Below are 14,370 nucleotides of genomic sequence, written 5' to 3' on the forward strand. Positions count from 1 at the left end.
AATTAAAAATAGGTGTTGGAAGTAAAAAAACAACACCTATTTTATAATATCAAAAAAATGAAATATAAATATATAGTTATTAATGTTACATTGCTTTTATTCAGTTTTTCTGCAATGTCGCAAGTTCCAGATTGGACAGTAAATCCTAGTCAATATGATTTATCAATGGTTTATACTGTCGTTTTGAAATTTTCGGGCACTGAATCTCGAAGTGAAAATGATAAAGTAGCTGCTTTTGCAAATAACAAAGTTATAGGTGTGGCTTCTCCTGTAGTTTATGTAAACTCACAAGATCGGTATGAAGCAAATCTTATCATATATAGTAATCAAGATAATGTACCGATAACCTTCAAAATGTATAATGCTCAAAAAGCTACTATTTCGGAAGCAATAAATACTGCTACATTCATTTCAGATTTAAAGGTAGGAACAGTTGCCGAACCTTATATAATTAGTGATCATTTGATTGCTGATGCTCCTTCGCTTTTATATAATAACATAATTACTCCAAATTTTGATGGATTTAATGATTTTCTAACCATAAAAAATATAGATTCCTATACAAATAATGAACTCGCGGTTTATGATGTGAATTGGACCAGAGTTTATAATACAAAAAACTATCAAAACGACTGGTCTGGTTCTGAATTAAAGCAGGGTGAGTATTATTTATATTTTGCTGGGGATTACGAAAATTATAAGAGGCCAAGTTACAAAGTTAAAATTAAGATTGTAAAATAAAATTTATCCGCACCATAAGAAACATAACTTTAAAATGAAAAAAATATACATTATTATAACTTTTATTCTTTTTTACTCTTCCATATGTTATGCTCAATATCCGTTGAGAAATTATATGTATGAGCAAAATAAGTTTACATTCAACCCTGCTTACGCTGGAGAGAACGATGAAATGAGGCTATCTGTAACATCATTATTAATGCCGAGTGATTTAGACGACGCAAGTAATTATTTCGTGCAAGGAATCAATTTTGACTTTAATTTAGACGTAAACATAAGTACTGGAACGCGCATTACATATGTAAATCAAGAAATTTTCACTGAATTTATATTAGATCAGTCTATAGCATATAAAATAAATTTAGATAGGGAGCAATTACTGTCTTTTGGTTTAAGTGCTGGAATTAACCGTACTTCTACTAATCTAAAAGGCGGAAATCGTGGAAATATTTATGTAGATCAAAATGATCCTTTATTAAAAAGCGAAATATATGCGGAAAATAATTTACGAATGGAAGTAGGAACATTATATAAAAATGGCAATCTCGAATTTTCTCTTTCTATGCCTTATTTATTAGACTCTAGTGGAATACATCTCGGCTTAAATTCTTATTTAGGATATACTTTTCTCAGAGATTATGATATTCAAATTAAACCTTCAATCTTATTACTTAAAACTTCTGAAAACCATTATAGTTTTACCAGTGGTATAAATGCAATTTATATGGAACAGTTTTGGGGACAACTAAATATTACTGATTTTAACCAAGCAGTAGCTGGATTTGGAATAAAATTCACAAATATTAGCGTAGGCTATAATTTCGGAATTCCTTTAACAAATCAGTTACCAGCTTCTAAATCACATCAATTAGGTTTTTTTGCTAATTTCTAAACCTAAATAGGTGTTGGGAAAAGCAGAAATGAACCAGTCTTTATCATCTTTAGCTTTCCATAAAGCAATGACCTTTTTGTCTTACGATTAAGTCCAAAATGCATGTATCATATGTAAGATTCGGATTGTTGGTATAATAGATTTATTAAACATTTAAAAAAACAAATCATTAAAGTATTTTCGTATCGATTACTTATTGAGGACTAAGAACACTTGAAAATTGTTGAATATTACCAAAAACTGAAATGAAAAATTGAGTTATATAGATTTCTAATGCAAAAACTATTCTATTTTATGTATGGTAAAAAACATAGTAAATTGAATCATCCATAAAGGAATAAAACTATCAAGATAAAAAGGGATTCTAAAGCTTAACCACTTTAAAATCCTTTTTTTATACTTTATACAAATCTAAAGACAGAGGTAATTGATAAAGGGCGAGGTTTGAATGGGAAATCGTGAAATATCAAACAAGGGGGATTTAAAAACGTTGCATTTTTAAAAAGTATAAAAAAAGAATGATCTAAGGCCTTTATTTTTTTGTTCTATTCAAATTATTTTCTGCATATATTGTATTTTATAATTGATTGAAAAGAGTTAAAATATTATGGTTTGGCTCCTTTTTTTGCGTTTGATTTTATTGTGACGAAGCCTTTTCAGTGCACTCAGATTAAAGGGAAGGATATTCGTTTGGGCGTAGTTAAGAACTTGGAGTTAAAAATACTTTGCTACATTTGCTAAGTTAATTATAGAAAGTATTAAAAATAAGATCTCCCTAACTTTATAAGGTTGAGGATAATAGGGTCTTGAACTTTTTTATTTTATATAGTTCTTATGAAAAGAAAGTTTATTAGAGGAAGGACATAATTATTTAACTTACTGTAGAACTTAAATACGATGATTAAAAATAGGGATTGGTAGCTAGGGAAGAATGAAAGTTTTTTTGAGGTAGGTGCTATTTTAAGACTTTTAAAGTTCGAAGTGTTGAGGATGTACTTATATTCTATTGTAATTGACATTTTAAGTGGCTTTACTCAAACCATCAAAAATGCAATTCTAGAATTGTTAACTTAATTCTGCGTATAGTACAGCAAATTTGAACATCGCCCTGATATTGTAAGTTAGAAAAGACAAAATAATAAGCTGAAGAGATATGAATAAAATCTATAATTCTTTAGTAAACAATGTGTTAGAGTGTATCTTGGATTTTGCAAATTATGAGGAATTGTAAATAGTTACATTGTAAGATAATGGAATGAAAATTGGGAAGAACTTCTATTATTCATGGACTTTATAGTATAAATTAGAAAATAATTATACTATTAATTATTAACTTTTAAATTAGTCTCATATTCTCCCATTACTGCTAATTTAGTTTGTGTTTTTTACTTGTAATTTGATAAATGATTACATACCAGAATACTGGATCGTAGTATGGCAATCACCTTTACAACACTTCTTCATTATTTATCTTTAGCGTTGTTCTAGATTAATGTATGTCTTATTTTGAAATTAACAGACTAAAAATTATATATTTTGGATAGCGTTAATCTTTTGTGTTTTATGACATGTAAAATCTAAAATTTTTTCTTAGATGAAACAGAAGTAATTGTTCCTTTAACCAAATTATTTTTTTATATTTTCTTACCTTTTTCGGGAGTTTTTGTATCATTTTAAAATAAATAAATCTTATTTTTTGTTTTATCAATTTTTATGAATAAAAATTTGTTTAATCACTTTGTAGATAAGCGAGACTTATAAAAACAGGTGTCTTTTTTTAGTAAAAATAGCATGAAATAAATGGAATCATAGTATTATAGGTGGTGTTTGGAGATTTTAATTTTTTGCTCAGAGAGGAGCTTAGTGATTAAAATAGCCCGGTAGCTTATGAAGCAAAGGACTAAATTTCGAAAAAAATGACCACAGGCTCATATTAAAAAACTTAGAATTGTAATTATTTTAACTGACGATTAACGTTTTGATATTTTTTTACTGAGTTCGTCTAGACTAATAGGCTTATTTAAAAAATCTGAAACGTAAATATTATTTTTAAGATTTTCAATTTCACTCTCAATTAAGGAAGTTGATAATATGAAAATTTCTGTTTTACTTTTAAGGTCATCTTTTAATTTGTGATATTCAGTCAGGAATTGTAATCCATTCATTATTGGCATGTTTATGTCTAAGAGAATAATTAGAAATCCACTGATATCTTTTTTATGGTTATAAATCCATTTTATTCCTTCTTGACCATTGTTGGCTATATTTATCTCTGAGACATTTGCCATTTTTTCAAGAAAATGTGTTGTAATAAATTGATCAATTTTACTGTCTTCTATTATTAAGACATTATATTGTTTTGTAGTTTTCATACGTATTATTGATTAGGTATTGTTACTGTAAATGTACTTCCTATGGTACTTTTAGAATTGACTTTAATGTTCCCCTTAAGCTTGTTTAAAGTTTTTTTCACTACAAAAAGACCTAATCCAGAACCTTTTTCACTGTTAATTACAAAGAATAAATCAAAGATTTTATTTATATATTCTTCAGGGATACCAATCCCATTATCTTGAATTTCAATGTTAAGAAATCTGCCTAAATTATAGGTTCGGATAGATATTTTCATTATTTTTTTATTTTTATCACTAAATTTTATCGCATTGGAAAGTAAATTATTCAAAATTATTTTCAACCTTAAACTGTCGCCTTGAATTTGATCAATATGTAATTCTTTGGTAATTATAATTTCAGTGGAAACTGTACTGCGATTAAGGAAGATACTATCATCTATCAATTTGTTTAAACTAATAGTTTTTATTAATGTCTTGATGTTTTTATTTTTTGAATAATCAATAATATCTTTTATAAATTGGTCTTGTTTATTGAGACTTTGAGACATTAACTCTAAATAACAATTGTTTTTTTTTAAATTAGGTTCATCTTTGATTATTTCGATTAAACCTTTAAGAGAAGTGATTGGTGATCTTAGATTATGTGAAACTCGGTATGTAAAATTATCGAAATCGTTATTGAGAGAAAACATTTCTTTATTTTTAAACACAATCTCTTTTTTTAAGAGTATTATTTTTTTTAACATTATTAAAATAATTAGAATAAAAAAAAATAATATAATTAATGAGATTTTAATGTATGCTCCTTCTTCAAGTATATTTAAAAAAATGTACATCTGTATCATGTATTTGTCTCCTGTATTTTTTGATTTCTCGTAAACCAGCTTTTTTGGGTATAATCTCTGAGCTATTTGTTTATTAATTCTGATAACCTTGTTTTGTTATATGTTTTCCTTGGTTTCATGTGATATAAGTTGTATAATATCCTTACTATATTATTTGAATATGGAGACTTATGATTAGTAAAATAATTTAAAATTAGTTATGAATGTAAGAATTTTATTATTGCGAAAAAAAACAAAAAAACATTATTTCGTTGACAATAACACATTGATTTTATTTAATTGTCTGAATAAATTAAATTATGTGTTAATAATTTGATAATAACAAAATCAACATGTTTTTTGGTTGTAAATTAAGATTGTGTATATTTCGTAGCTTAAAACATTAAACTTAAAAAAAACAACAATATACTCCTTAGTTGTTGATTTTTTTTAAGACGAATTTTATTTACGTGGAGAATTTTTAATATAGTTCTTTGCCATAATTACATAATTAGGTGTAAGTTTTTAATTATTTTGTTTAGAGGAAGTTTAAAGTATAAATCAAAATATTGTTACCCCTACAACATTATTTTGATATAAGTATGGCTTTAATCTTATTAAGATAATCAAATAATTGAATTACATTATTACTAATGTAAGAATATGCAAATGTAGGATTGTCAATTTTTTTTTGTGTGATAATAAGTCATAATAGTGTAATAATAAAATATAAATTAAATCTAAGCTAGGGCTTGTGTGAGATAATTTTGTTAGCAATTGGTTGTACGTTAGGTTATAGTTTCTTATCAGTGTTTCTAGTTGTTCTCGTAATACAAGACTGTTTTATTGGTTTATTTTGAAGGATTTTTTTTTTTTTGATTTGTTAGTTCATTGAGGTGTATCGTTGGGTTATTATGACTTATGATGACTGTTATTTTTTTTTTTATTATTTATTTTGTATAGAAGTATTTAGCTAGTTATGTTTTTAGTACTGGTTCTCTTTTGGTATTTTTTAATTGTGGTAATATTAAGTTTTAATTACAAATCGACTTTTGGGAAATAATTTGAAAACGTATGAAAAAAATTGAGCAACATTACGGTGCGGATTTAGATTGGGTAGATTTTTTTTCAAAAAATTTTAATGGAGAAATTAATGGAAATTTTATTAAAGTTCCAAATGATATTCAGACAGGTGATCAATATGTTTTAGAGTGTGGAGAAGGAATTGTAGCTCTTTATATTGATTTAATATATCATATCGATTTTGAGCTTATTATTAAGAATTATAAAAACGATTTTGTCGGAGTGTTTTATAATCTTTCGGAAGGAGAGATTGAAATGAAATATCAGGGAATAAGTCGTAGTATAGGGGCTTTGTCTTATGATTTGTTTGTCATAGATAGTTCGTTGGAATGCCAATATGAAGTTCATTGTGGAAGTAAATATTTTTTGCTTTGTTTATTTATAAAAAAAGAGCTGGTAAAAAAATATTTTGAAAGAAGTAATGCTTTTGGTAATAAAATTAATGATTTATTTGATTCAGAAGTAAACACAATGATTCGTTTCGATAGGATGAGTAATGATAGTTTACAGTTGCTTTCTGAATTAAGGAAAAATGAAGTAGGAAAAGGAGCTTTTGACTTAAAGTTAGTTTCAACAGCATTTTTATTGCTTTCGGAATACTTTAAAAAGTTAGGAAATAATGAAATTGTTGTCCAGCTTGTTGATGAATATGATTTGTCATGCATTATTGAAGCGCAATATTTTTTAATTGAAAATGTTGAAAGTATTTATCCAGGTAATAAAGTAATGGCGCAGAATGCAAATATGTCTGAGTCTAAATTTAATAGTTTGTTTAAGAAAATTACAGGAATATCTCCAAATGCTTTTTTTATTGAAAAAAAACTTGAAAAAGCCAAGGAGTTTCTTGAAACAAAGAAATGGGGTGTTTCTGATGTTTCTAGGCGTTTAGGTTTTATTGATGGTTCTTATTTTGCATATCACTTCAAAAAAAAATTTGGTATTAATCCTAAAGAATTTATTCAAAAATTATAATTTATGGTAGAATTTTACGAAAATTATACAATTGACACAAAATGGTTTTTAGAATTGTCGAAAAAAATTGGAGGAAAATTAATTGATAATAGATTATTGATCATACCCAAAACTCAAGGAAACGGAGAGTTTTATTTGACAGAGATTATACCTGGGATTTCCATTGTGCTTATGGATGTTGTATATACAACGCAAGTTCTAATTAAGCGGCTTAAATCAGAAGAAGATTTGTATATTCTTCAATACGATATTAGCGATGAAGTTAATCCTATTATTGTTGAAGATGGAGTTAAAAACAAGGATACTTTGTTAGTTAAATCCACTTTTTCAATTATGAGTAATCAAGTTGCTAATAGCTTTAGTCCAATAATAGGGAAAAGAGTACTGGTTCTTAGGCTGATTGTTGACAAAAAGATATTAAATGATTATATTGAAAAGGGAAGTGGACAAAAAAAAGGTTTAGAAGAAATTTTTACTGAAGAGATCTTAAAGGATAAAATTAATTGTCTTGAAAGTGATATTGTTTTGTATGATAAGTTAGATAGTAAAAGTATGATATTGATTCATTCGATTAAGCAAAAAACAGTTTTTGATATTGATATTGATTTATTTTTGAAAGGGATAGGGCTTAAATTGTTGGGAAATTTTATTGATAGTTATACTACGGTTAGTTTTTCTGAAACCACTGTAATTAATAAGGAAGCCATTCTGAATTCAAAAAAATATCTATTAGAAAACTTATATGGTCAATTTCCATCTATTATATTTTTAGCAAAAATGGCAGGAATGAGTGTATCTAAATATAAATTATTGTTTAAGAATATTTGTGGTGATGCACCCAATCAATTTTTTATAAGAGAAAAATTAATGTTGGCAAGTACGCTGCTAAAAAGCAAAGAATTTACAAGTATTTGTGAAGTAGTAAATTTGTTGCAATATCCTAGAAATAGTTATTTTACTGCTAAATATTTAGATTTTTTTGGAAAAAAACCGACTGATGATTTTGTTAGTAAGGACAAAAATGATTACCAATTATATAGGCATCAACCGTCTAGGAGCTCTAATTTGTATCCAAAATAATCGAATTCACAAACTATCTTAACTATCTTCCTTTTAAAAGTTATGGATTAAGACAAGTCGTTTAATCGTTTTTTATAAATAACGAAGTCTTATTATAATTTTATATTAAGAAGAAGTTAGGGGTGTTAAAGTAATAAAAACAGTTTGTTATTGAGGTTTCGTTTGACCAGTTTTAATGGTTACATGTTTGGTCGCAAAATTTAATATTGATAAATTTAGTTACAATGATAAATAACAATTATGATTTAATGTTAGAAGAAACTATAGTATTTTGATAAAAGAAAAGGACAGGCAGATAAAAAAGAAGAAAGTTTTTTTATATAATTTTGTGAACCTAGTTTTTACAAAGTAAATAATATTTGTTGGATGAGTTTTTTAAATTCCTGAATCTGTTCAAATATGTGCTAAAGCAATTGTTTTATTCTGCAAAAGTGTAGTTTATGATATAAAATTATATATTGGTTTTATTAGATCATAAGTACCTTTTGATGTATAAATATACAACCAACTGTCTCTTTGATGAGATATGGAATAATAATCTTCTTCAAGGAATTTTGGGGACAAATTTAAACTTATTCTTTCGGGTAATTTTATTCTTAAATCAATTGTGAATGATTTTTTTATTTGTGATAGAATATCCTTGAAGATTTTCTGCAAAAAATGTACTACTATAAATTTTAATATTACATATGGGTTATCTTTATTCTTAGATTACAAATTATTGAATTTTTTTCTTCATCTTGTTCTTAGGCCATCATAATTTATTTGATGAATTTTTAGCTAATTTAAGAATATGTTTATACCATTTTTATTATGATTCTAGATACATCACCCTTTTATTATCAATTAATTTCTTTTATAAAAACTTTAAATTTCGTGCATAATTTTCTTGAACACAAGCAAGATTTTCATTATTTAAAAGTGTCAATTTAATCTGTTTAATTTTAAATTAAAACTTTAATAAATAGAGTTGAAATGGTGTTTTATTGTGGTTTTTTGGCTTAATTGTATAATTAATGAAATGAATCCAACTTATATTTGTTTGACATTTATATTTTATCTTTTTTAAAGGTTTTGAATAATTAGATTTGCTTAGAAGACTGCCGAAAGTAATTTTGGCAGTTTTTTTTTTTTTGATATTGTTTTAGGTGGTTTAGATTTACATAAGTAGCTAAAACAAAAAAACTTCTCACCATAGGAGGGAAGTGATTTAAAAAGTTTCTAATGCATCAATAAATAAGGAAGAAAAATAGTTTAAAAAACAAGTCAACATTAAAGGGGGCATACTATCTGGTCTACCTGCGAAAGGAATGGAGTCGCAAGAAGCTAATAAAAGAAATGTTTAACGAGCTACGTTTAGATGTTGTATTGTGAGGATTTAAACCTAGATTGATTTATTTTTTTCATGTTTTTTAAACAATTTTCTAAAACCAATGATTTTAATGGTAACTTATTTTAAAGAGATTTCAAGAGTATAAAGTTTGTGATGTCTACTATTAAGATAGGTTTAGAGATAAGCTATTTTAATAGTAGACATCTTTAAAGCTTTTAAAATCGTTAAATCGTCTTTTCTTTTTAATATTTCAAAGCAATTATTTTTTGGATTCTTCTAAGTTTTTTTTCTAATAAAATCTTTCATTTGTATTTTATTTTAAATTAAGAGTCAAAACTAAAAAGTTTTTGCTAAATCTGTAACTTAGAGACAGGTAGTTTGATTTGTATATTTAAGTAGATGAAATGATTATTGTTATTTGGCTTATTGTTACAAGTTTGATTATAATGTTGTGTTATTTTTGTAGGAGTCTTTTAGAGTAAGGATAGCGCAAAACTTTGAAGGATACATTAATTGTTAAAATTAGATGTGTTTTTTAGTATTATTGTTATTATTAATTCGAGTTATTATAGCATTGTAAATTTGATTTTTTATAAATGTAAGTTATGATTGTTGGTAAAGTTTTTTTTAAGGAAATGATCATTATTATAAATGAAGATATAGAAATGGTTGCGATAAAAAGGAAGTGCGATATTTTGTTATTTTAGACTTGAAAAATAGATTTTCATTACTTAAGGAATTATTATTAGATTCTTTTTTAGTATTATTAAAAATGATGTTATAATTTAATTTATTGTATTAAGAAAGGCAATTATTAATTTCGGCTAGAATGACGTTAATTGAAACTGTTGGCAGAATATTATCAAAAGAAGTGACTAAATCTCAGGCGAAAAGATTTGCCTATGAGCAATATGGTGTTTTATGTGCGCATATTAGAAATGAAGCATTTAAAAAACTGTTGGATGAAAAAGAAGAAAAGAAAATCGTTGATTTCATTCTAGTTGACTCGGAAATTTCTCATGAGACATCTGATATGACTGCTGTTAGTGTAGATGGATAAATAAATTTATTTAAATTTTATAAAATTGTAATGGTCATGTATTTAATGTCATTGTAGAGTTGTATTTGTAAAATCTGACTTCGCACAAATAAAAGATTTTGTACATTCTAAAATTAAGATAAACAATTCACTTTTAGAATTTGAAGGTTTAGTTTTAAATAAAATGAAATAAGTAACTTTTATATTATTAATGGTTATTTGTGTAATTATGAAAAGACAGACAACAGAAAGTTAAACTGTTTATTATTAAAAGTGAGAATTGTAGAATTATTATGAAATTGTAAGTTGAGCGATGAGGAGTATTATTTCAAATAATTTAAATATTATTATTAGATCCTATATTTAAGAATGGCTGTTTATTTAAAACAAATGGTAAATAATACTTTTATATTTTAAGTGTTGTATAAAATTGCAATTAGAAAGATAAAAGTTGTAGATAAGTTTTATTAAAGAAAAATTAGAGAATTGCTATTAGATTCAAGTATTATTTCTGATAAAGATAATAAGGGAAAAGTATAGTGAGATACTAAATGTAATCTTATTTTTTGATATTGTCAGGTTTGACACTTTTTTGTAAAATGTGAACTGGGCAATTAAATTTATTAAAAGCTAGAGTTTAGTAATGATGAAAAATAAAATAATGAAAATGAAGTATTACAGTATGAGTTTATTGTTTCTTTTGGAGGCATTCTTTTGTAGTGCTCAAACTGTAAATGTTGGACAACTGTATGTTGGTCCAAATACACTTGTGTCTTTTATATCAGATTTTGATAATCAGGTAATGGGGGAGTATGAAAACAATGGTGAGGTTTTTTTTATGGGTAATTTCAATAATGACGGGATTACGACTTTTAATCCAGCTAATAATGGATATACTCGTTTTGAAGGATATAAAAATCAAAATATCACTGGAGCTCTATTAAGTGAATTTAAGAATGTTTTGTTTGAGAACTCATTTGCTCAGCCTGCTTTTAGATTGTCAGGAGATATTTCTGTTGATGGTAATGCTAACTTTTCTAAAGGAATTGTAAACAATGATGATTTTGGAGGTAGCTTTATGTTCACTGAAAATGGTAGTCATTATAATGCTTCAGATGACAGTCATGTTGATGGGGTAGTCATTAAAGAAGGGGATGGTGATTTTTTATATCCTATAGGAGATAAAAACGTATTCCGTTTTGCATCTATTTCTGCACTTGGTGTCTCTTCAGCAAATTTTAAAGCAAAGTATTTTTTTGAAAATTCAAATTTATCGTACCCGCATTTTAGTAAATCTCAAGGGATAGATATAATTGATGATAAAGAGTATTGGGAAATTGATAAAGTAAAAGGACAAAATGATGTACTTATTACGCTTAGTTGGAACGAAAGTACTACGCCAGCTTCTATTATAAACAGTTCACAAGACGAGATTCATGTAGTTAGATGGGACGAATCTCAAAAATTATGGGTTGATGAAGGAGGAGTAGTTGATAGTTTAAATAATACTGTAACAACATCAGTCTTGGTTTCTAATTATGGAATCTTTACGTTGGCTAGAGTTAAAAGCAATCTTATTGATGATGGTGGTATTGTAGTTTATAATGGCATCACTCCTAACGGTGATGGTTTAAACGATTATTTTTTAATCGATGGAATCAAAAAATATCCTAATAATAAAGTATCTATTTATAACAGATGGGGTATTAAAGTTTTTGAAACATCTAATTATGATACTGTTGGAAATGTATTTGATGGACAGTCTGATGCAAGAGTTACAGTTGATAGCAAAGTAGGATTACCTACAGGGACATATTTTTATGTAGTTGATTATGAGTATGTAAAGGCAGGAGTTAGCCATCGTATGATTAAAAAAACTGGCTATTTATATATTGAAAATACTGAATAATAAAAAAAATAGTTGGATTGGAACAATTTGGAATGGTTAGTTTTGATATTATTAGTCATGAATACATTTTTTGCTTGGTCACAAGAGGAATATCAAAACACGCAGTATCCTTTATGGCACTATCAGTTTTTAATCCTGCTTATGTGGACGAAAGACGACGTATTGAGTGTTTTCCCATGCACCAGTCGTAATGGGTTGGTATAGGAGTTCCAATAATAAATAATATTGCAGCCCATTCTCCAGTTAATAAAAATGTTGGTTTAGAAATTTCTTTTGTTAACGGTAAAGTAGGTCTTGTTTATGATAAAACCTTAATTGTAGATTTTCTTATGTTTTAAATTAATTTAGATTGAAATTAATTTTGATATTAATTAGGACAACAATTTTTGTTTTGTTGATTTTTAAGAAGTTTATAGAAATATTGAAATGTAGTTTTTATACGACTCCACCAATACTATTATCTAATTTTATTATTAATTAGTAAAAATATGAAAGTTTTTTAGTTTATTATACTTTTTTTGAATGTTTCAGGCGGTTCATTTTTTGTTTTTGGTTTCCCGCCCCCGCCTGATTCATTTTAAAAACAAGAAATCTTTGGTTATTAGATTAGTAGGGACAAAAAAGTTAATCAAAAGGAGTTAAAGCTAAAAGTTTCTGCTCCTTTTTTATATGTTAAGTCAGTGATAACAAATTCAGTTTAGGCCTTATTCCTCACTATGATTTAATTGTAGCGAAGAATATTCTAAAAAAAATAATAAACTGATAGATTTTTTAATTATTTCATGACTATTTGGTAAGTAAATACTCTATAAATAAAGGTTGCGCAGAAGATGCCCCACCATATCTTTTAAATATTTATTCTAAAAGAATCTATAATGGCTTAGATGTTTATGTAGTTGAGTGTTCGTGTTTTTTTTTAAGTAAGAATTGGTAGTAATAGCCCTTTTGCCTTTGAATTGGTTGTAAGTCAAGGTAGTATAAAGTTCTCCTGGAGACAAAACAACTTAATCAATTAATAAATTGTGGCTAATATTATCAAGGTAAACAATCCCTTGGTACGCAAGTTTTCGTGGATACTAAGTATAAAGAAGTCAGTTGTTATTTTATGGTCTTTGGAGTCTTTTCCTTTAAAAACGAAAAAAATCAATGGTTTGTCTGCACAGGACTATTGTCTTTTTTTTGAGATGTAAAATTCTCGTGCCATACGAGCTCCTTTAGCTACTAAATTCTATTTTTTTTATGAATCTCAACTGTTGTTCCTTGGTCCAGCGAGGTCTTTTGATATTTAGGTACACAAATTTACCTCTTAGAGGAAAAACCTGAATAGTTAGCTCATACTGAACTTCTTTTGTGTCTAATTCAATTATATTAAAATCCTTTGGAAGCTTTGGGGGCTCTTTGTAATAAAGAGGTAATATTCCTTTGTGTTTGAACTAGTAACAATTTTAAAGAGATCTGCTAAAAAAATCAATCAGCATAAATTTTAAAATGTATATATGGAAGTCATGTAAAATTTTTAGATTACAAATTTTATTTTATTTAGAAATTTCCTCACCAAGTTTTGTTCTTGATACCTTGTCACTCTTAGGTACGAATCGACTTAACAAGTAGCTAACATATCACGTTGAAATACGGAACTAATAAAAATGTTTATTTCATGATTCTTAGCCAAATAATTAATATTTCGTAAAATATAAAAATGGTGTTTTATTGTATTTTTTAGGCTTATTTATCTATTTTAGTAAATAGGATCTTTTTAAATTTACAGTATTAAAATCAAGCTATTGTTTCTTGTATTTTGATTACAATTTTTGAAAAGAGATGCCTTCTGAGAGGGGTATCTCTTTTTATTATCTGTCAGTTCTGAAATAGGGATACGCAAAAAAAACACTGTTATGAAAGATCAAGTAAATTGTGTAAAGTGTTGTCAACGAGATTGCAGTATGTTATTAAAACTTCAGATTCTTAGTGAGGTTGAAAAAGGAAATATTTCTTAGCAATTAGCCCCATATTAGAAGTTATACCCAAGGTGATTTCCCGGATTAAATTTCATTGTTTAAGTGGATTTTGTTTATGACAGTGATAGCTGTTTCTGCTTTAGTTACTGCAGTCATTACTATTGTAGTTCCCCTTTTTCAATCTT

General features: G+C 26.7%; 8 protein-coding genes. 6 read left to right on the top strand and 2 right to left on the bottom strand.

The annotated features are described in order from the left end of the window. Positions 1-57 precede the first annotated feature (57 nt). On the top strand, positions 58-741 hold the full coding sequence (locus AC3IPI_RS12000; RefSeq protein WP_489159155.1) for a T9SS type B sorting domain-containing protein: 684 nt from the start codon (positions 58-60) through the stop codon (positions 739-741). A gap of 34 nt (positions 742-775) precedes the next feature. After that, on the top strand, positions 776-1,633 hold the full coding sequence (locus tag AC3IPI_RS12005; protein ID WP_489159156.1) for a PorP/SprF family type IX secretion system membrane protein: 858 nt from the start codon (positions 776-778) through the stop codon (positions 1,631-1,633). A 1,970-nt stretch (positions 1,634-3,603) separates the two neighbouring features. On the opposite strand, the gene AC3IPI_RS12010 is transcribed toward AC3IPI_RS12005, so the two are convergent. Together AC3IPI_RS12010 and AC3IPI_RS12015 are read right to left on the bottom strand one after the other, a co-directional pair. Further along, positions 3,604-4,005 (bottom strand): response regulator, encoded by a 402-nt coding sequence (locus tag AC3IPI_RS12010; RefSeq protein WP_489159157.1) that lies wholly within the window; start codon positions 4,003-4,005, stop codon positions 3,604-3,606. 5 nt (positions 4,006-4,010) lie between these two features. After that, complete coding sequence (locus AC3IPI_RS12015; RefSeq protein WP_489159158.1) at positions 4,011-4,733, bottom strand: sensor histidine kinase; 723 nt, start codon at positions 4,731-4,733, stop codon at positions 4,011-4,013. 1,152 nt (positions 4,734-5,885) lie between these two features. Here AC3IPI_RS12015 and AC3IPI_RS12020 point away from each other — a divergent pair. From AC3IPI_RS12020 to AC3IPI_RS12035, 4 genes are all read left to right on the top strand, one after another. Beyond that, positions 5,886-6,866: a helix-turn-helix domain-containing protein gene (locus AC3IPI_RS12020; protein ID WP_489159159.1), complete on the top strand. Its 981-nt coding sequence runs from the start codon at positions 5,886-5,888 to the stop codon at positions 6,864-6,866. A 3-nt stretch (positions 6,867-6,869) separates the two neighbouring features. Beyond that, on the top strand, positions 6,870-7,946 hold the full coding sequence (locus AC3IPI_RS12025) for a helix-turn-helix domain-containing protein (RefSeq protein ID WP_489159160.1): 1,077 nt from the start codon (positions 6,870-6,872) through the stop codon (positions 7,944-7,946). A 2,162-nt stretch (positions 7,947-10,108) separates the two neighbouring features. Then, positions 10,109-10,339 (top strand): hypothetical protein, encoded by a 231-nt coding sequence (locus AC3IPI_RS12030; protein ID WP_489159161.1) that lies wholly within the window; start codon positions 10,109-10,111, stop codon positions 10,337-10,339. Between the two features lie 622 nt (positions 10,340-10,961). After that, positions 10,962-12,227: a T9SS type B sorting domain-containing protein gene (locus AC3IPI_RS12035; protein ID WP_489159162.1), complete on the top strand. Its 1,266-nt coding sequence runs from the start codon at positions 10,962-10,964 to the stop codon at positions 12,225-12,227. The last annotated feature ends 2,143 nt before the right edge of the window (positions 12,228-14,370 follow it).

This window comes from Flavobacterium sp. GL_143 (assembly GCF_057834355.1).